The following is a 16,963-nucleotide window of genomic DNA, read 5'->3' as shown; positions in this document are numbered from 1 at the left end:
GGGAAGGGGACCGCGGGTGGCCGCGATGCAGCTGACTCGTACGCACCGGATACTCATCGGTGTCGTGGTCGCCGGAGCCGTGATCATCGCGGGTATCGGTTTCGCGGGTTCGTACTCCGCCGTGCGCGCGCTGGCCTTGAAGAAAGGCTTCGGCAGCTTCTCGCTGGTGTTCCCGATCGGCATCGACGCGGGCATCTGCGTCCTGCTGGCGCTGGACCTGCTGCTGACGTGGATCCGCATCCCCTTCCCCCTGCTGCGCCAGACGGCGTGGCTGCTGACGGCGGCGACGATCGCGTTCAACGGCGCGGCGGCCTGGCCGGACCCGCTGGGCGTGGGCATGCACGCCGTGATCCCGGTGCTGTTCGTGGTCACGGTGGAGGCGGCCCGGCACGCCGTGGGCCGGATCGCGGACATCACCGCGGACCGGCACATGGAGGGGGTGCGGATCACCCGCTGGATCCTCTCCCCCGTGCCGACGTTCAAGCTGTGGCGCCGGATGAAGCTGTGGGAGCTGCGCTCGTACGAGCAGGCCGTCGGCATGGAGCAGGACCGGCTGATCTACCAGGCGCGGCTTCAGGCCCGGTACGGGCGGGCCTGGCGGCGGAAGGCGCCGGTCGAGGCGCTGATGCCGCTGCGGCTGGCCCGGATCGGTGTGCCGCTGTCGCAGACGGCGGCCGAGGGGCTGGCGGCGGCGGGCATCGACCCGGTCCTGCTGCCCCCGGCGGCGGCGGTGACGGCCGCGGTGGCCCCGGCCGCCGTCCCGGCCGCCCCCGCCCTGCCGGCGGCGGCGGGGCCGCTCGTGGCGGCGGGCGTCCAGGAGGCCGGTACGGAGGCCGGGGAGGCGGGCCGGCAGGCTGCGCCGGACCCGCAGGTCGCGGGGGTCGCGGAGGTCCCGGAGCCGCGCGCTCCGCAGCTCGGGCAGGCCCGGCCGCAGACTCCGCAGCCGCAGCCGCAGCCGCAGCAGGCCCAGCAGCCGCAGCCGCACGCGCCGGCGCCGTTCGCGGTGGACCCGACGGCCATGCCGGCCGCGCACGACAGTGCCTGGTTCGCGGGGCCGCTGGCCCCGCAGGCGACGTACGAGGGCGGCTACGACCCCCAGTACGCCGAGGGTCCGGAGCCGGCCCCGGCCGTTCCCCCGGCCGGTCCGGAGGGGCAGCGGCCGGAGCAGCCGGAGCTGGGGGCGCAGCCGGAGCAGGAGCAGGACGACGCCGACGGGGAGAAGTTCCGCGAGGCCGCGTACGAGGTCTTCCGGGCGTACATCGACAAGTACTCGCAGTTCCCGGAGCCGGACGAGCTGGACAAGCACCTCGCGGCCCGGCTCGGGGAGACGCACCCGCGCGGTGAGGCGGAGCTCAAGCGGCTGGTGCCCGCGCTGAAGCAGCGCTATCAGCGCGACCTGGAGAGCGAGCACATCGCGTAGCCGGTACGACGGCACGGCGCGACGGCACGACGGCACGACGGCACGACAGCGCGATGGCACGTCTCCCGGGCGGAGCCCACGTCACGCGGAAGGGCCCGCACCCCTGGGGGTGCGGGCCCTTCCGCATGGTCGCGGCTGCGCGGGATCAGGCGGCGAGCAGCTTGCGCACCCGCTCCGCTCCGACGGCGAGGAGCAGCGTGGGCAGGCGCGGGCCGGTCTCGCGGGTCACGAGCAGGCGGTAGAGCAGGGCGAAGAACTCGCGCTGTGCGACCTTGAGCTCCGGCGTGGGCTTGGCGTCGGGTTCCAGTCCGGCCATGACCTTCGGTACGCCGTAGACGAGGGTGGTGAGGCCGTCGAGCGACCAGTGCGAGTCGAGGCCTTCCAGGAGCAGCCGCAGGGACTCGCGTCCGGCCTCGTCCAGGGAGGACAGCAGTTCGGTGTCGGCGTCCTCGCGGACCAGGGTGCGCTGGTCGGCCGGGACCTGGGTGGTGATCCAGTTCTCGGCGCGGTCCAGGCGCGGCCGTACCTCGTCGAGGGAGGTCAGCGGCTGCGAGGGGTCCAGGTCGGAGAGGATGCGCAGGGTCTGCTCGTCGTGGCCGGCGGTGATGTCGACGACCGACGCGAGGGTGCGGTACGGCATCGGGCGCGGGGTGCGGGGCAGCTCGTGGGAGGCGACGCGCACGGCGCGGGCGTGCGCGGCGGCGTCGGCCGGCAGCACGGAGCCGTCGGCGACCTTGGCCTCCAGCTTGTCCCACTCGTCGTACAGGCGCTGGATCTCCTGGTCGAAGGCGATCTTGAAGGACTGGTTCGGGCGGCGGCGCGCGTACAGCCAGCGCAGCAGCTGCGGCTCCATGATCTTCAGCGCGTCGGCCGGGGTGGGGACCCCGCCCTTGCTGGAGGACATCTTGGCCATGCCGGAGATGCCGACGAAGGCGTACATGGGGCCGATGGGCTGTTCGCCGCCGAAGAGGCCGACGATCTGCCCGCCGACCTGGAACGAGGAGCCCGGGGAGGAGTGGTCGACGCCGGAGGGCTCGAAGACGACGCCCTCGTAGGCCCAGCGCATCGGCCAGTCGACCTTCCAGACCAGCTTGCCGCGGTTGAACTCCGACAGCTTGACGGTCTCGGTGAACCGGTCCTCCGTGCAGACGTAGGTCAGTTCGGTGGTCTCGTCGTTGTAGGCGGTGACCTTGGTGAAGTCCTTGTTGCACGCGCCGCAGTAGGGCTTGTACGGGAAGTACTCGGCGCCCTCGGCGCTGCCGTCGTCCTCGGCGGCGGCGCCGGAGCCTTCGGCGGCTTCCAGCTCGGCCTCGTCGACCTGCTTCTGCTGGGGCTTCTTGCCGCCGGGCTTCTGCTTGGTGCGGTACTGGGCGAGGACGGCGTCGATGTCGCCGCGGTGCTTCATCGCGAACAGGACCTGCTCGCGGTAGGCGCCGGAGGTGTACTGCTCGGTCTGGCTGATGGGGTCGTACTCGACGCCGAGCTCGGCCAGGGAGTCGACCATGGCGGCCTTGAAGTGCTCGGCCCAGTTCGGGTACGAGGAACCCTCGGGCGCGGGCACGGCGGTCAGCGGGCGGCCGATGTGCTGGGCGTGGGACTCCTCGGTGACGCCGGGGATGCCCTTGGGGACCTTGCGGTAGCGGTCGTAGTCGTCCCAGGAGATGAGGTGGCGGACCTCGTGGCCCCGGCGGCGGATCTCGTCCGCGACCAGGTGCGGGGTCATGACCTCGCGCAGGTTGCCCAGGTGGATCGGGCCGGAGGGGGAGAGTCCGGACGCGACGACGATCGTTTTGCCGGGTGCTCGGCGCTCCGCCTCGGCGATGACCTCGTCCGCGAAACGGGAGACCCAGTCGGTCTCTGTGCTGCTCTGCGCGCTCTGAGCCACGACACGTCCTTCTATCTCGAATGCTGGCTACGGCCATTCTCCCAGACGGAAGTGGTCGCTCCGGGGTTGCTTCCGCCCACTGATACGCGCGGTTATATGCCGGGAAGCGGGCACCCTCCGCGTGGGATACTCGGCACTTGTCGGAACAACCAAGTGCACGCGTACGTGCAACCTCACAGGAACGGCAGCTCATGGCCTCGGTCCCTTCCCTCGCTTCTTCCGTCGAACAGCGCGTCGCGGACGCCCTCGTCTCCGCCCTGCCGGAGGCCGGTGCCGCCGACCCGCTGCTGCGACGAAGCGACCGGGCCGACTTCCAGGCCAATGGCATCCTGGCGCTCGCGAAGAAGGCGAAGGCCAACCCGCGTGAGCTCGCCGCGACCGTCCTCGAAGGCCTGGACAAGGGCGGGGTGATCAAGGACGTCGAGGTCTCGGGTCCCGGTTTCCTCAACATCACCGTCTCCGACGAGGCGATCATCCGGACGCTCGCCGCCCGTGCGGCGGACGACCGGCTCGGCGTGCCGCTGAACGGGTCCGCCGGCACCACGGTGATCGACTACGCGCAGCCGAACGTGGCCAAGGAGATGCACGTCGGCCACCTGCGGTCCGCCGTGATCGGCGCGGCGATGGTGGAGATCCTGGAGTTCACGGGCGAGAAGGTGGTCCGCCGGCATCACATCGGCGACTGGGGCACCCAGTTCGGCATGCTCATCCAGTACCTGCTGGAGCACCCGCACGAGCTGGACCACAAGGGCGGGGACGAGGAGGCCTCCGGTGAGGAGGCCATGTCCAACCTCAACCGCCTGTACAAGGCCTCGCGCGCGCTCTTCGACTCCGACGAGGAGTTCAAGACGCGTGCCCGGGCGCGGGTGGTGGACCTCCAGGCGGGCGACCCGGAGACGCTGGCGCTGTGGCAGCGGTTCGTGGACGAGTCGAAGATCTACTTCTACTCCGTCTTCGACAAGCTGGACATGGACATCCAGGACCCCGACGTCGTGGGTGAGTCCGGCTACAACGACATGCTGGTCGAGACCTGCAAGCTGCTGGAGGAGTCGGGCGTCGCCGTCCGTTCCAACGGCGCGCTGTGCGTGTTCTTCGACGAGTACAAGGGCCCGGACGGCAATCCGACCCCGCTGATCGTCCAGAAGTCCGACGGCGGTTTCGGCTACGCCGCCACCGATCTGTCGGCGATCCGCGACCGCGTGACCGGGCTGGCGGCCACCAGCCTGATCTACGTGGTGGACGCGCGGCAGTCGCTGCACTTCAAGATGGTCTTCGAGACGGCCCGCCGGGCGGGCTGGCTGAACGACGAGGTCAAGGCCGTCCAGCTGGCTTTCGGCACGGTCCTCGGCAAGGACGGCAAGCCGTTCAAGACCCGTGAGGGCGAGACGGTCCGGCTGGTCGACCTGCTGGACGAGGCGGTGGAGCGTGCCACCGCGGTCGTCCGCGAGAAGGCCGAGAAGGTGGGCCTGACCGAGGCGGAGATCGTCGAGAACGGCCAGTACGTGGGCATCGGCGCGGTGAAGTACGCCGACCTGTCCACCTCCGCCTCGCGGGACTACAAGTTCGACCTGGACCAGATGGTCTCGCTGAACGGCGACACCTCCGTCTACCTCCAGTACGCGTACGCCCGTATCCGGTCCATCCTGCGCAAGGCGGGCGACCGTCAGCCGGTCGCGCACCCGGAGCTGGAGCTGGCCCCGGCCGAGCGCGCGCTGGGCCTGCACCTGGACGGCTTCGGCGCGCTGATCGAGGAGGCCGCCGCGGAGTACGCCCCGCACAAGCTGGCCGCGTACCTGTACCAGCTGTCCTCGCTGTTCACGACGTTCTACGACCAGTGCCCGGTCATCAAGCCGGAGCCGGAGCTCGTGGTCGGCGAGAACCGGCTGTTCCTGTGCGACCTGACCGCCCGGACCCTGACCAAGGGCATGTCCCTCCTCGGCATCCGCACCCCCGAGAAGCTCTGACATCCCGTCCGACGGCCCCCGTTCCCCCACCCGGGAGCGGGGGCCGTTCGCGTCGGGCGGAACGGCTGGTTCTCGCTCTGCCGCGGGAAGGGTTCCGCTGCGAGCCTGCTGGCGTCCGTACGGAACTCGCATAGGGAGCCAGCATGACCAGACGGCATATCCGCATCACCCTCGCCGCCGCTTCGGCCGTCCTCGCCCTGGGCGGGCTCGGTCTCGGCGCGGGTGCCGCGCAGGCCGCCCCCGCCGCGCCGGCCCAGGTCTCCTTACCGGCGGCGAGCAGCGGCACCGAGACCGTCATCCAGGGCACGAGCGGGCTCGAGCGCGGCCAGTCCTGGTCCTCGCCGGACGGCCGTACCGTGTTGGTCCAGCAGTACGACGGGCACGTCGTCCTGTACCGGGACAACGTGGCGATCTGGACGGCCGTCGGCAGCTACGGCTACGGCTCCTCGTTCTACATGCAGGCCGACGGCAACCTCGTCTCGTACGACGCCGCGATGCGCCCCTTGTGGAACAGCCGGACCCACGGCCATCCGGGCGCGTACCTCGCCATCCAGAACGCCGGGAACATGGTCGTCTACTACGGCGGCACCCCGATCTGGTGGTCCAACTTCCGCCCGGGCGGCCCGGTCGACCCGGGTGATCCCGGCGAGTGCGAGCCGCGCCCGGGCCACCTCTGCCCGTAACGCCCGGACCCGGCGGGGACGTCACCCGTACGGCCCGGTTCGGGCCGTACGGGCCGGGTAGGGGTTGGCCCGTCCAGCCCCAGCAGCACCGCACCACCGACGGAGGCATCCGTGCCCGACATGAACGGCCCCTACAAGCCCGGCACCCCGTGCTGGATCGACCTGATGGTTCCCGACCAGCAGGCGGCGCTCGACTTCTACTGCGACCTCTTCGGCTGGCAGGGCGAGATCGGCCCGGCGGAGACGGGCGGCTACTCCGTCTGCACCCTCAAGGGCAAGCCGGTCGCCGGGATCATGAAGGCGATGAACCCGGACGGGTCGGTGCCGGACCCGCTGCCGCCGACGGTGTGGACGACGTACCTGTCCACGGACGGCATCGACGCGACGCTCAAGTCCGTCACCGACGCGGGCGGCACGGTCATGATGGGCCCGATGGACGTCATGGACCTCGGCCGGATGGCCGTGATCTCCGACCCGACGGGCGCCGTCGTCGGCCTGTGGCAGCCGGGCACCTTCGACGGGGCGGGCATCGTCAACGAGCACGGCGCGCTGATCTGGAACGAGCTGACCACGCCCGACATGAGGGCGGCGTCCGCGTTCTACTCGTCGATCCTGCCGGTCACGACGAAGAAGTCCGAGATGGAAGGCGCCGAGGAGTACGTCGAGTTCCAGGTCGCCGGCCGCGCGGTGGGCGGGATGATGGACATGAGCAAGATGCCGCCGGGCGTGCCGCCGCACTGGCAGCCGTACTTCCACGTGGACAGCGTGGACGACGTCCAGGCGGCCGCGGTCCGCGCGGGCGGGACGGTCCTGGCCCCGGCGTTCGACATGGTCGCGGGCCGTATGGCGGTCCTCGCCGACCCGCAGGGCGGGGCGTTCTCCGTCATCACGGCGTCGATGCCGGAGGACCCGGCGTAGGCCCGGCCCGTCCCCAGGCTGTGGATGCGCGCCGCCCTCCTCGCGCGGGGCGGCGCGCCTCTCGCGAGGGTCAGTAGTGGTAGCGGGCCTGGGCCACCTCGACGGCCCCGTCCCTGACCCTGTACACCAGCCGGTGCTCATCGGTGATCCGCCGGGACCACCACCCGGACAGGTTCTCCTTGAGCGGCTCCGGCCTGCCCGCGCCCTCGAACGGCATGCGCTGGATCTCCTTGATCAGGCGGTTGATCCTCTTGAGGACCTTCGGGTCGGCCGTCGCCCAATAGGTGTACTGCTCCCAGGCCCGCCCGGAGAAGACGACCTTCACGCAGCGGACCCCTCGGCTTCGTCCTCGTCCTCGCCGATCAGCTCCCTGGCCTGGCCGTGGCCGGCGTCCAGTTCAGCGACGGACTCCATGAGGATCTGCGCGTTGCGGGGGGAGCGCAGCAGGTAGACGGTCTCCTGCCAGGACCGGAAGTCCTCGGCGGACATGATCACCACGTCGCCGTGCTCCCGGGAGGTGACCTCTATGGGCACGTGGTCCTCGTTGACCTGCCGGATCAGCGGGTAGAAACGCTGCCGGGCCTCGTTCGCCGAGATCGACACGGGCTCACCTCCGAGGACAGAGTCGTACGGCATTACCGTACCAGTCCGACCCTTCGGCTGCCACGGATCCGCGGGCTGCCGCAAGGCCGCTACCGGGGACTGCGAGACTGCCGGAGGTGCGGGGGCTCCACCGCGCACCTCCAGCGAACCGGAGGAAAGCCATGGGAGTGGTGGTCGTCATCGGGATCGTGCTCGCCCTGGTGGCCGTCGGCATCTGGACGGACCGCGGACGCCCGGGCGGCGGGCGGCGCCCGCAGGGCGACGGGGGAAGCTTCTACGGCTGCGGGGGCGGCGCCTCCTGCGGGGGCGGCGGGGGCGACTGACGGGAGCTCCGGGCAAAGGGCCGCCACCGGCGGCGGGGGCGGGGCGCCTGTTCCCGCAGCTCGGCGGCGGCCCCACGCGCCGTGGCCTCCTGGGCCGTGTCGCCGACCGCCGCGTAGAGCTCCGCCGCCCGCTCCAACACCTCGGCGGCCTCCCCGTGGCGGTCCAGGGCGTACAGCGCGATGCCCAGGCCTCCGAGCGCGGCCGCCTCCTCGGCCCGGTGCCCGGAGGCCGCGAAGAGGGCGCCGGCCCGCTCATGGCTCTCCCGCGCCCCTTCCCACCGCCCGGCGCGACCGTGGAGCAGCGCCAGGCCGTTCAGGACCAGCCCTTGCGGGTACGGCTCGTTCGTCTCCGTGAAGAGGGCCAGGGCCTCTTCGTACCGCGCCTCGGCTTCCTCGTCCCGGTCCAGCGCCCGCAACGCGTCGGCGAGCCGGCTCAGGGTGCCCGCCTCCTGCCGCCGGTTGCCGAACTCCCGTTGCGTGGCCAGGGCCCGCTCCCTGGCCTCCAGGGATTCCTCGTGCCGACCGGCCTGCCAGAGCGCATCCGCGAGGGAGCCCGTCGCGGACGCCTCTCGATGGCGATCCCCGAGCCCTCCCATGACCGAGACCACCTGCCGGTGCAAGAGGATCGCCTCGTCCAGCCTCTCCAACCGCTCGAAGACCTCGGCCAGACTGGCCAGGACGGTGCCCTCCGCGTGGCGGATGCCCAGCTCGCGGAAGATCTTCAGCGCCTCCCGCAAACGCCCCTCCGCCTCCGCCCACCGGTTCCTCGCCATGTGGACGGTGCCCAGGGTGTGCAGGGCCTTTCCCTCGCCCATCCTCAGGAAGTTGCGCCGGAAGAGCTCCAGCGCCCGGGTCAGGGACGCCGTCGCCTCGTCCAGCTGGCCGGCGCCCACGTACGCGAGACCGAGGTCGTACAGACGCCCGCCGATCTCCTCGGGGTGTCCCGTCGGCTCCGCGACCGCGAGCATCCCGTGCGCCACCAGCACCGCGTCCTGCCGGTACCGGTAGATCTGGAGGTACGGAATCAGCTTCTGCCCGAGCTCGCGCGCGAGCTCCGGCCGCCCCGCGTCTCCGGCGAAGCCCACGGCGGCGACCAGCATGGGCCGTTCCGTGCTGAGCCAGTCCAGCGCCTGCGCCACCGACGGAAGCCCCGGCCCCGGGGCCACCGGCGCGCCGTTCACGCCCAGGGCCCGCGTCGCCTTCCCCGCGTCCAGGGTCAGGCTCCCCAGCAGCGCGTCCACCGCCCCGTCCCGGCCGTCCTCCGCCGCCCGCTCCTCGCCGCGTTCCCGCGCGTACAGCCGGACCAGGTCGTGCATCCGCCAGCGGCCCGAGCCGACCGGTTCCTCCGCCAGCAGGGAGGCCCGTACGAGCGCCGCCAGCTTCGGCCGCAGGTCGGCGGCCTCCTCGCCCGTGAGCAGCGCCGCGTACACCGTGGCGCAGTCCGGGCCCGGGTTGACCGTCAGGAGGCGGAAGACGCGGGCCTGGTCCGGCGGGAGCCGGCCGTACGAGAGGTCGAAGGCCGCCCGGACGCCGTCGTCCAGCTCCGAGTCCAGCTTCGCCAGCCGGGTGCGGGCGTCGGCCAGTTGGGCCGCCAGCACCCGTACGGGGAGCCCCGGATCGCCCGCCAGCAGCGCCCCCGCCACCGTCAGGGCCAGCGGCAGCCGCCCGCACCGCTCCGCGACCTCCGCGAGGGCGTCCGGTTCCGCCGCCGGCCGGGGGTCCTGCGGCCAGGTGCGCAGCACGGCCCCGGCGAGGAGTTCCGCGGCCGGTTCCGGGGCCAGCTCGTCCAGGGGCACCACCTGTGCGGAGAAGTCCCGGTGTACGAGCCGGTGCCGGGAGGTGATCAGCAGCCGGTGCTCGCGGCCCGCCGGTACGAGGTCCCGCACCTGGGCCACCTCGCCCGCGTCGTCGGCGACGATCAGCACCCGGCGCCCGGCCTGCGCGTACTCCGCCAGCCGCGCCCGGTACAGCGCCGCCCGGGCGTCCTGGGACTCCGGCATGTCCGTGTCCCGGATCCCGAGGTGGCGCAGCATCTCCCGGACCGCGTCGGGCCCGCTCACGCCGCCGCCGGGGGCGTAGCCGCGCAGGCGCAGGAAGAACACCCGGTCCCCGAACCAGCCGAGTTCCACCGCCCGGTGCGCCGCCGCCACGGCGAGCGCGCTCTTGCCGACCCCGGCCAGGCCCGCGATGACGGCGACGGTGGGCCCGCCGTCGGCGAGCAGGGCCTCCAGTTCCTCGGCCGCTCCGTCCCGCCCTACGAGTACGGGCGGCGCTTCGGGCAGTCCGAGGGCGGCCGGGGGTGCAGGTCCGGCCCCGGGGGCGTAGGTGACGTGGTCGCCGGCGACCTGGGTGATGCGGGCGTTGCCGCTCGCCCGGGCGTGCTGCTCGGCCGTCACGAGGACTGCTCCTCGGCCTCACCGCCGCCGCCGGACTGCTGGATGCGGGAGTCGCCGTCGGCGCGGGCCTGCTGGGTGACCCGGCCGGCGCCCGTACGGCCGCCGTCCTGGGTGATCTGCGAGGTGCCGGAGGCGCGGGCGCGCTGGTTGAGGGAGCTGCCGCCGTCGCCGCCACCGCCCTGGGCCCACCAGCCGCCGACCAGCGCGATGACGGCGGCCATGGCACCGCCGAAGCCGGCGGCGGCCGCGACGCGGTCGGAGTCCTTCTCGGGGAACCAGCCGAAGGGGTCCCACTGCCCGGCCTTGAAGGCGATCAGGAACCCGATCCCGGTGGCCGCCACGACCACGACCCACCGCCACGGACGCGACATTGCTCCCCCTACGGCCATCTCTTCCGATCAGCTGAAACTAGCAGTCGGGGGAGCGGAATTCGGCCCATACGACCTTCCCGGGCGAGCGCGGCAACACCCCCCACAGGTCGGAGACGGCCACGACGATCCGCAGCCCGTTCCCGTGCGGCCGCCCGAGGATCCGCGACCGCCCGGGCCCGCTGTCGTGCACCTCGACGCGCACGCAGCAGCCGAAGTTCAGGAGGCGCAGCCGATAGGCGCGGCCGCGCGGGACGCCGTGGCGGAGGGCGTTGGTGGCCAGCTCGCTGACGCAGAGCACGATGTCGGCCTGCCGTTCGGTGACGTCCCAGGTGGCGAGGGTCTCGCGGGTGAAGTCCCGTGCGGAGGAGACCGTCCGGAAGGCCCGGGGGAACAACCGCTCGCGCATCAGGCCGGGTTGAGTATTTAGGTTCACGGGACGACGATCGCGCGCTGTGACTAGCGTGTGACAGCGTGCCGAGCCGTACTCTTCGATGAGTACGGGTCGGCACGGGGTAATCCACGTGCACAGGTGGGGAGTCCATCGCCATGCCGCCAAAGAAGCGCCCGCGCGCGAACGCGACGACCATGAAGATGGTCGGCCGACAGGTTGCCACCGCCAGGTCCGCCAAAGGTCTGACGCAGAAGGAGCTCGCAGCCCGGATCAAGCTGGACGAGGAGACCATCGCCTCCATCGAACAGGGCCGCCGACGCCTGATGCCGAACGTCGCCGAGCTGCTGGACGTCCACCTGGGCCTGCCCGGGCTGCTGACCATCGCGGCCAATGAGATGCCGGAACGGGACCCTCTTCCCACCTGGTCCGAGCACTACATGGAGCTGGAGAAGCACGCGATTTCCCTCGACTGGTACGAGTGCCTCGTCATCCCGGGCCTGCTCCAGACCGAGAGCTACATGCGCGCCCTCTTCCGCAACCGCACCCCTGCATTCCCTCAGGAGGAGATCGAGGCCCTGACGGCCAAGCGGCTTGCGCGCACGCAGATGCTGCACCGGAAAGATCCGCCAAGTCTGAGTCTCGTCGTCCTGGAGGGGGCCCTCCGTGACCGGATTGGCGGCGAAGCCGTCTATGCCGAGCAGGTGCGTCATCTACTGGCATGCATGGAGCTTCCCCACGTCACGCTGCAGGTGCTGCCCTTCGGCCAGACCGCCCACCCCGGCCTGTCGGGCCCCTTCACCATGCTGGAGACCCCTGAACATGAGCACCTTGGATACTTCGAGGGCCAGCGAGGCAGCAGGATCATCAGCAGCCCCGACGACGTCAGCATCATGGCGCGCCGCTATGCCATGCTGCGAACACAGGCCCTCAACCCCCAGGAGACGGGCTGCCTGTTGACCCGCTTGCTAGGAGAGCTATGAGCACCGAACTGACTTGGTTCAAGTCCAGCTACAGCAGCGACGAGGGCGACAAGTGCGTAGAGGTCGCCACCACCCCCGCCACCGTCCACGTCCGGGACTCCAAGGTCCCGGACGGCGGCACCCTCACCCTCGCCCCCGCGAGCTGGGCGGCGCTCACCGGCTGGGTCGGCCGGTAGGCACCGCCCAGAACCGGAATCAGCGCGTGATCGGGTACGACGTGCGTCCCGACGCCGCGTCGATCTCGTCGTGCGCCTTGGTGAGCAACTGTTCCTTCAGATCGTTGAGCGCGCGCGCCGCCGCGAGCTCCTCACCCACCCTGGGCTGATTACCGTCACTGGGGTGACGGCTGGCGTAGCCGTGTGAGCGCAGCTCGCTCCCGTCCGGCAGCCGGACGAGGGCGGCGGCGCGGGTGCGTTCGTTGTCCTCGTCGAACTTCATGTCGACGTGCCATCCGACGGCATCCTTCATGGCGATCACCTCCGTGGCCGCTGCTTTCCAGGGTGCACCCGTACGCGGCTAAGCGCTCGGCGGGGCCTGCCGCGCATCCCGTTCCGCGATGAGCCGGGCCAGGCCGTCGAGGATGCGGTCCAGGCCGAAGCGGAACTGGAAGTCGGGTTCGCCGGAGCCGGCGAAGGCGTCGGAGTCCAGGAGGCGGGTCAGGGCGGGGTGGGTGTCGGGGGCGGTGAGCAGGCGCAGGGAGTTCACGTACCGGCCCATGACCTGGTCCGGGGGGACGCCGCCCTTGATGATCGCGTCCATCATGTCGGCGGCCATGGTGGCCTCGTTCCGGATGAGCCCGCCGATCAGGATGATCGCCGAGAGCTTCTCGCCCTCTTCCAGGACCGTGCCTGCCATGGAGGCGAGGCCGCGTTCCATCCAGGCCAGCTGGTTCGGTGAGGCCGGCGGGGCCGTGAGCGGGATGCGCAGGATCCAGGGCTTCGTCATCAGCAGGGTGCGCTGCGCGTACGCCCAGTCCGTCAGCAGCTCGCGCCAGCCCCAGCCCTCCGCCTCCGGCGGGAGCGGCGGCGGGGTGCCGACGCCCGCCTCGGACATCAGGATGTACAGCTCTTCCTTCGCCGTGACGTAGCGGTAGAGGGACATCGTCGAGACGCCCAGCTCCTTGGCCACCCGGCCCATGGAGACGGCGTCCATGCCCTCTCCGGCGGCCAGGGTGACGGCCGCGTCGACGATCTTGGGGAGGGTGAGGGTCGGGCGGGGCCCCTTGGAGGGGCGTTCGCGCAGGCCCCAGGCCATTTGCAGGCTCAGCGGGAGCCCGGTTTCATCCGGTTCGTCCTTCACCGCGGCCACCCCTCCCTTCTTGCCTCTTTGACCCACATCCTAGTTCTGTGTATTACTTACACAGAAGCGCGTAACCCATACGCAGAAGGGATGAGCCGTGAACGACCACGCCCTGTACGCCCAGGCCCTGACCAAGTCCTACGACGGCACCCGCGTCCTCGACGGCCTCGACCTGGCCGTCCCCCGCGGCTCCGTCCTCGCCCTCCTCGGACCCAACGGCGCGGGCAAGACCACCACCGTCCGCATCCTCGCCACCCTCACCGCACCCGACTCCGGGACCGCGCGCGTGGCCGGGCACGACATCACCGGCGCACGGGCCCTCGTACGCGAACGCATCGCGCTCACCGGGCAGTTCGCCGCCCTCGACGACCTCCAGACCGGCACCGAGACCCTGCGCATGACCGGCCGGCTCAGCGGGCTCTCCACCGCCGACGCCCGCGCCCGGGCCGACGAACTCCTGGAACGCTTCGGCCTGACGGAAGCCGCCGGCCGCCTCACCAAGACCTACTCCGGCGGCATGCGGCGGCGCCTGGACCTCGCCGCGAGCCTCGTCGGCAAGCCCGAGGTGCTCTTCCTCGACGAGCCCACCACCGGACTCGACCCGCGCAGCCGCCTCGAACTGTGGGACGTCGTACGGGAGATGCGCGCCGACGGCACCACCGTCCTGCTCACCACCCAGTACCTGGAGGAGGCCGACAAGCTCGCGGACCGGGTCACCGTCCTCGACGCCGGCCGGATCACCGCCGAGGGCACCCCGGCCGAGCTGAAGACCCGCGTCGCCGGACACCGCCTCGACCTCACCCTGACCAGCCGCGAGGCCTACGAGGCCCTCGCCGCCCGCGCCGTCCACCACGCCCCCGACGAGCTGACGCTCGGCCTGCCCACCGACGGCTCCGCCGCCCAGGTGCGGGCCCTGCTCGACGAACTCGACCCCGACCGCACCGCCGTCGCCCGCTTCGCCCTGCGCAGCGCCAGCCTCGACGACGTCTTCCTCGCCCTGACGGGAGCAGCCCGATGACCGCCACCGCCCTGACCATGACCGGGCGCAGCCTGCGCATCAGCCGCCGCAGCCCGGACGCGCTGATCGCCGCCCTGATGCTGCCGATCATGCTGATGCTGATCTTCGTCTACTTCTTCGGCGGGGCCATCGACACCGGTACCGCGTACGTGACCTACGTGGTCCCCGGAGCCATGCTGCTCTGCGCGGGCTTCGGCGCGGCGAGCACCGCCGTGAGCGTCGCCGACGACATGCACAAGGGCGTCATCGACCGCTTCCGCTCCCTCGACGTCGGGGGCGTCCCCATCCTGGCCGGGCACGTCGCCGCCTCGGTCGTACGGAACCTGCTCTCCACCACCCTGGTGCTGCTGGTCGCCCTCGCCATCGGCTTCCGGCCCTCGGGCGGGCCGCTCGCCCTGCTGGCCGCCGCCGGACTCCTCGTCGCGTACATCACCGCGATCTCCTGGCTCGCGGCGGCGCTCGGACTGCTGGCCAAGACCCCCGAGGCGGCGGGCGGGTTCACCTTCCTGATGATGTTCCTGCCCTACCCCTCCAGCGCCTTCGTCCCGATCGAGACCATGCCGTCCTGGCTGCACGGCTTCGCCGGGAACCAGCCGCTGACCCCGGTCATCGAATCGCTGCGGGCCCTGCTGCTGGACCAGCCCGCCGGCAGCACCCCCTGGACGGCCCTGGCCTGGTGCGCGGGGATCACCGTCCTGGCGCTCACCCTGGCGGCGACCCTGTTCCGGGTCCGGACCCGCTGAACACGCCCAGGGCCCGCGCCGCATCCCCGGCACGGGCCCTTCCGCGCACGGTCGACGGGTCAGCCGGTCAGCGGGTAGGAGTGCTTGCCCGAGACCTCGTCGATCTCCGTGTGCGCCTTCTGCAACAGCTGGGACGCGAGATCCATGAGCGCCCGCGCGCCCGCGATCTCCTCGCCGACCCGCAGCTGCGCCGGGTCGGAGGGGTGCCGCATGGCGTAGCCGCGCGCCCTCATCTCACAGCCGTCACCGAGCCTGAGCATGGCCGCCGCTCCGGTGCGGTGACCGTCCTCGGTGAACTCCAGCTCCACGTGCCACCCGGCGAGCGTGGCCATGGCCGATCACCTCCTCAGTCGGACTACCCCTCCAGGGTGCGCCCGCCCCACCGGTCCCGCACCCGGTTCCGGCCCCGCTGCCGGACCCGGACCCGGACCCGGTCCCGGTCCCGGATCAGCGCTCCGCGCGCAGCCAGCCCGCGACCTCCGTCGCCCAGTACGTCAGGATCGTGTCCGCGCCCGCCCGCTTGATGCCGAGCAGCGTCTCCATGATCGCCCGGTCGCGTTCGATCCAGCCCTTCTCCGCGGCCGCCTCGACCATCGCGTACTCGCCGCTGATCTGGTACGCCGCCACCGGCACGTCCACCGCCTCGGCGACCCGGTGCAGGATGTCCAGGTAGGGGCCGGCCGGCTTGACCATGACCATGTCCGCGCCCTCCTCCAGGTCCAGCGCCAGCTCCCGCAGCGACTCGCGGGCGTTCGCCGGGTCCTGCTGGTAGGTCTTGCGGTCGCCCTGGAGGGAGGAGGCGACGGCCTCGCGGAAGGGCCCGTAGAAGGCGGAGGAGTACTTCGCCGTGTACGCCAGGACCGCGACGTCCTCGTGGCCCGTCTCGTCCAGCGCGTCGCGGATCACGCCGACCTGACCGTCCATCATCCCGCTCGGACCCACCACGTGAACGCCCGCGTCGGCCTGGACCTGCGCCATCTCCGCGTACCGCTCCAGCGTCGCGTCGTTGTCGACCCGGCCGTGCTCGTCGAGGACCCCGCAGTGGCCGTGGTCGGTGTACTCGTCCAGGCACAGGTCCGACATGATGACGAGGTCGTCGCCGACCTCCGCCTTCACGTCGCGGATCGCGACCTGGAGGATGCCGTCCGGCTCCGTGCCGGCCGTGCCCAGCGCGTCCTTGTTCTCGTCCGCCGGGACACCGAAGAGCATGATCCCCGCGACTCCGGCCTCGACCGCCTCGACGGCCGCCTTCCGCAGCGTGTCCCGGGTGTGCTGCACCACGCCCGGCATCGCCGAGATCGGCAGCGGCTCGCCGATGCCCTCCCGGACGAACGCCGGCAGGATCAGGTCCGAGGGGTGCAGCCGGTACTCCGCGACCATCCGCCGCATCGCCGGGGTGGTGCGCAGCCGGCGGGGCCGCGAGCCGGGGAAGGATCCGTACGCGCTCATCTTCTAGTCGCCTCTTCGAGCCTCGACAGCAGTCACCACCCAGCGTAGAGCCCGCCCCCGGCCCACCCGCGCAGGGCCTACGCCGGCCAGTCCACCAGCCCGTAGAAGACGGCCGCGTTGAACAGGACCACGCCCGGCGCGGCCAGCGCGAGCACCACGCGCCGGGCCGAGTTGCGGCGCTGCCACGGCAGCGCCCAGGACGCCAGCAGGGTGATCAGCGCCACCACCAGCCCGCCCAGGAACACCGGCCAGGCGACGTCGAAGCTGGCTTCGAAGACGTCGGACGCCTCCTCGTTGCAGGAGTCGCAGGCCATCGGCGAGATGCCCGCGCAGAAGAACGACAGCAGGCCCATGGGCACCGTCAGCAGCGTGGACAGCAGCGGTGCCACGAAGGCCCGCCGGTCGGGGGCGTCTTCGGCGGCGGTGCGGGCGGCGGCGAGGTTCTCGGTCATGGCCCCACTGAACCGCGCGCCGCGCTCCCCCGGCATCCGCGCGGCTACTCAGCCCGCTACTCAGCCCC

20 protein-coding genes are annotated in these 16,963 nt (G+C 71.9%); 9 read left to right on the top strand and 11 right to left on the bottom strand.

Annotation, left to right across the window (positions count from 1 at the left end):
- Positions 1-16: 16 nt before the first annotated feature.
- Entirely contained in the window at positions 17-1,420 is a 1,404-nt protein-coding gene (locus tag AC069X_RS10360; RefSeq protein WP_478727086.1) for a DUF2637 domain-containing protein, read from the top strand.
- Positions 1,421-1,565: 145 nt separating this feature from the next.
- On the opposite strand, the gene lysS is transcribed toward AC069X_RS10360, so the two are convergent.
- The gene (lysS, locus tag AC069X_RS10355) at positions 1,566-3,305 is read right to left on the bottom strand and encodes a lysine--tRNA ligase (protein ID WP_478727084.1); all 1,740 of its coding nucleotides are present in this window, start codon (positions 3,303-3,305) and stop codon (positions 1,566-1,568) included.
- A gap of 191 nt (positions 3,306-3,496) precedes the next feature.
- Here lysS and argS point away from each other — a divergent pair, with 191 nt between their 5' ends.
- The 3 genes from argS to AC069X_RS10340 all read left to right on the top strand — a co-directional run bounded on the left by argS (position 3,497) and on the right by AC069X_RS10340 (position 6,870).
- Positions 3,497-5,269 carry an arginine--tRNA ligase gene (argS, locus tag AC069X_RS10350; RefSeq protein ID WP_478727082.1) on the top strand — a complete coding sequence of 591 codons (1,773 nt, stop codon included), beginning with the start codon at positions 3,497-3,499 and terminating at the stop codon, positions 5,267-5,269.
- Between the two features lie 143 nt (positions 5,270-5,412).
- Complete coding sequence (locus AC069X_RS10345) at positions 5,413-5,952, top strand: hypothetical protein (protein ID WP_478727080.1); 540 nt, start codon at positions 5,413-5,415, stop codon at positions 5,950-5,952.
- A 120-nt stretch (positions 5,953-6,072) separates the two neighbouring features.
- Positions 6,073-6,870 carry a VOC family protein gene (locus tag AC069X_RS10340; RefSeq protein ID WP_478727572.1) on the top strand — a complete coding sequence of 266 codons (798 nt, stop codon included), beginning with the start codon at positions 6,073-6,075 and terminating at the stop codon, positions 6,868-6,870.
- A gap of 70 nt (positions 6,871-6,940) precedes the next feature.
- On the opposite strand, the gene AC069X_RS10335 is transcribed toward AC069X_RS10340, so the two are convergent.
- Together AC069X_RS10335 and AC069X_RS10330 are read right to left on the bottom strand one after the other, a co-directional pair.
- The gene (locus AC069X_RS10335; protein WP_478727078.1) at positions 6,941-7,195 is read right to left on the bottom strand and encodes a Txe/YoeB family addiction module toxin; all 255 of its coding nucleotides are present in this window, start codon (positions 7,193-7,195) and stop codon (positions 6,941-6,943) included.
- The gene (locus tag AC069X_RS10330; RefSeq protein ID WP_478727076.1) at positions 7,192-7,473 is read right to left on the bottom strand and encodes a type II toxin-antitoxin system Phd/YefM family antitoxin; all 282 of its coding nucleotides are present in this window, start codon (positions 7,471-7,473) and stop codon (positions 7,192-7,194) included. The genes AC069X_RS10335 and AC069X_RS10330 overlap by 4 nt, the downstream gene beginning before the upstream one ends.
- Positions 7,474-7,634: 161 nt before the next feature.
- Here AC069X_RS10330 and AC069X_RS10325 point away from each other — a divergent pair, with 161 nt between their 5' ends.
- Positions 7,635-7,796, top strand: a complete 162-nt coding sequence (locus AC069X_RS10325; RefSeq protein ID WP_478727074.1) for a hypothetical protein — start codon at positions 7,635-7,637, stop codon at positions 7,794-7,796.
- Here AC069X_RS10325 and AC069X_RS10320 read toward each other — a convergent pair.
- The 3 genes from AC069X_RS10320 to AC069X_RS10310 are packed head-to-tail and all read right to left on the bottom strand — an operon-like array spanning position 7,748 to position 10,969.
- The gene (locus AC069X_RS10320; RefSeq protein WP_478727072.1) at positions 7,748-10,192 is read right to left on the bottom strand and encodes a tetratricopeptide repeat protein; all 2,445 of its coding nucleotides are present in this window, start codon (positions 10,190-10,192) and stop codon (positions 7,748-7,750) included. The two genes, AC069X_RS10325 and AC069X_RS10320, sit on opposite strands and share 49 nt — an antisense overlap.
- Entirely contained in the window at positions 10,189-10,563 is a 375-nt protein-coding gene (locus tag AC069X_RS10315) for a hypothetical protein (protein ID WP_478727070.1), read from the bottom strand. The genes AC069X_RS10320 and AC069X_RS10315 overlap by 4 nt, the downstream gene beginning before the upstream one ends.
- 37 nt (positions 10,564-10,600) lie before the next feature.
- On the bottom strand, positions 10,601-10,969 hold the full coding sequence (locus AC069X_RS10310; protein WP_478727068.1) for an ATP-binding protein: 369 nt from the start codon (positions 10,967-10,969) through the stop codon (positions 10,601-10,603).
- 140 nt (positions 10,970-11,109) lie between these two features.
- Between AC069X_RS10310 and AC069X_RS10305 the strand changes: the two genes are divergently transcribed.
- Together AC069X_RS10305 and AC069X_RS10300 are read left to right on the top strand one after the other, a co-directional pair.
- Complete coding sequence (locus AC069X_RS10305; RefSeq protein ID WP_478727066.1) at positions 11,110-11,934, top strand: helix-turn-helix domain-containing protein; 825 nt, start codon at positions 11,110-11,112, stop codon at positions 11,932-11,934.
- Positions 11,931-12,110, top strand: a complete 180-nt coding sequence (locus AC069X_RS10300) for a DUF397 domain-containing protein (RefSeq protein WP_478727064.1) — start codon at positions 11,931-11,933, stop codon at positions 12,108-12,110. Before AC069X_RS10305 ends, AC069X_RS10300 begins: the two co-directional genes overlap by 4 nt.
- Positions 12,111-12,129: 19 nt before the next feature.
- On the opposite strand, the gene AC069X_RS10295 is transcribed toward AC069X_RS10300, so the two are convergent.
- A complete protein-coding gene (locus AC069X_RS10295) occupies positions 12,130-12,402 on the bottom strand; it encodes a DUF1876 domain-containing protein (protein ID WP_478727570.1) in 273 nt (90 codons plus the stop codon).
- 48 nt (positions 12,403-12,450) lie between these two features.
- Complete coding sequence (locus tag AC069X_RS10290; RefSeq protein WP_478727062.1) at positions 12,451-13,242, bottom strand: TetR/AcrR family transcriptional regulator; 792 nt, start codon at positions 13,240-13,242, stop codon at positions 12,451-12,453.
- An 88-nt stretch (positions 13,243-13,330) separates the two neighbouring features.
- Here AC069X_RS10290 and AC069X_RS10285 point away from each other — a divergent pair, with 88 nt between their 5' ends.
- Together AC069X_RS10285 and AC069X_RS10280 are read left to right on the top strand one after the other, a co-directional pair.
- On the top strand, positions 13,331-14,251 hold the full coding sequence (locus tag AC069X_RS10285; RefSeq protein ID WP_478727061.1) for an ATP-binding cassette domain-containing protein: 921 nt from the start codon (positions 13,331-13,333) through the stop codon (positions 14,249-14,251).
- Positions 14,248-14,994, top strand: a complete 747-nt coding sequence (locus AC069X_RS10280) for an ABC transporter permease (protein WP_478727059.1) — start codon at positions 14,248-14,250, stop codon at positions 14,992-14,994. Before AC069X_RS10285 ends, AC069X_RS10280 begins: the two co-directional genes overlap by 4 nt.
- A gap of 59 nt (positions 14,995-15,053) precedes the next feature.
- Here AC069X_RS10280 and AC069X_RS10275 read toward each other — a convergent pair whose 3' ends face one another.
- The 3 genes from AC069X_RS10275 to AC069X_RS10265 all read right to left on the bottom strand — a co-directional run bounded on the left by AC069X_RS10275 (position 15,054) and on the right by AC069X_RS10265 (position 16,895).
- Complete coding sequence (locus AC069X_RS10275; RefSeq protein WP_478727057.1) at positions 15,054-15,326, bottom strand: DUF1876 domain-containing protein; 273 nt, start codon at positions 15,324-15,326, stop codon at positions 15,054-15,056.
- Between the two features lie 115 nt (positions 15,327-15,441).
- Positions 15,442-16,443 carry a porphobilinogen synthase gene (gene hemB, locus AC069X_RS10270; RefSeq protein ID WP_469115477.1) on the bottom strand — a complete coding sequence of 334 codons (1,002 nt, stop codon included), beginning with the start codon at positions 16,441-16,443 and terminating at the stop codon, positions 15,442-15,444.
- 77 nt (positions 16,444-16,520) lie between these two features.
- Positions 16,521-16,895 (bottom strand): hypothetical protein, encoded by a 375-nt coding sequence (locus AC069X_RS10265; protein ID WP_478727055.1) that lies wholly within the window; start codon positions 16,893-16,895, stop codon positions 16,521-16,523.
- Between the last annotated feature and the right edge of the window lie 68 nt (positions 16,896-16,963).

It is taken from the genome of Streptomyces sp. NPDC043896 (assembly GCF_056435605.1).
The sequence above is the reverse complement of the archived record's forward strand: the minus strand, read 5'-3'. Positions and strand labels throughout refer to the sequence as shown.

What these genes read in the sequence shown, in the direction of transcription:
- AC069X_RS10295 (WP_478727570.1), bottom strand. Translation starts at nt 12,402, where the DNA reads ATGAAGGATGCCGTCGGATGGCACGTCGACATGAAGTTCGACGAGGAC.
- AC069X_RS10315 (WP_478727070.1), bottom strand. Translation starts at nt 10,563, where the DNA reads ATGTCGCGTCCGTGGCGGTGGGTCGTGGTCGTGGCGGCCACCGGGATC.
- AC069X_RS10280 (WP_478727059.1), top strand. Translation starts at nt 14,248, where the DNA reads ATGACCGCCACCGCCCTGACCATGACCGGGCGCAGCCTGCGCATCAGC.
- AC069X_RS10275 (WP_478727057.1), bottom strand. Translation starts at nt 15,326, where the DNA reads ATGGCCACGCTCGCCGGGTGGCACGTGGAGCTGGAGTTCACCGAGGAC.
- AC069X_RS10305 (WP_478727066.1), top strand. Translation starts at nt 11,110, where the DNA reads ATGCCGCCAAAGAAGCGCCCGCGCGCGAACGCGACGACCATGAAGATG.
- AC069X_RS10300 (WP_478727064.1), top strand. Translation starts at nt 11,931, where the DNA reads ATGAGCACCGAACTGACTTGGTTCAAGTCCAGCTACAGCAGCGACGAG.
- hemB (WP_469115477.1), bottom strand. Translation starts at nt 16,443, where the DNA reads ATGAGCGCGTACGGATCCTTCCCCGGCTCGCGGCCCCGCCGGCTGCGC.
- AC069X_RS10310 (WP_478727068.1), bottom strand. Translation starts at nt 10,969, where the DNA reads ATGCGCGAGCGGTTGTTCCCCCGGGCCTTCCGGACGGTCTCCTCCGCA.
- argS (WP_478727082.1), top strand. Translation starts at nt 3,497, where the DNA reads ATGGCCTCGGTCCCTTCCCTCGCTTCTTCCGTCGAACAGCGCGTCGCG.
- AC069X_RS10325 (WP_478727074.1), top strand. Translation starts at nt 7,635, where the DNA reads ATGGGAGTGGTGGTCGTCATCGGGATCGTGCTCGCCCTGGTGGCCGTC.
- AC069X_RS10265 (WP_478727055.1), bottom strand. Translation starts at nt 16,895, where the DNA reads ATGACCGAGAACCTCGCCGCCGCCCGCACCGCCGCCGAAGACGCCCCC.
- AC069X_RS10340 (WP_478727572.1), top strand. Translation starts at nt 6,073, where the DNA reads ATGAACGGCCCCTACAAGCCCGGCACCCCGTGCTGGATCGACCTGATG.
- AC069X_RS10345 (WP_478727080.1), top strand. Translation starts at nt 5,413, where the DNA reads ATGACCAGACGGCATATCCGCATCACCCTCGCCGCCGCTTCGGCCGTC.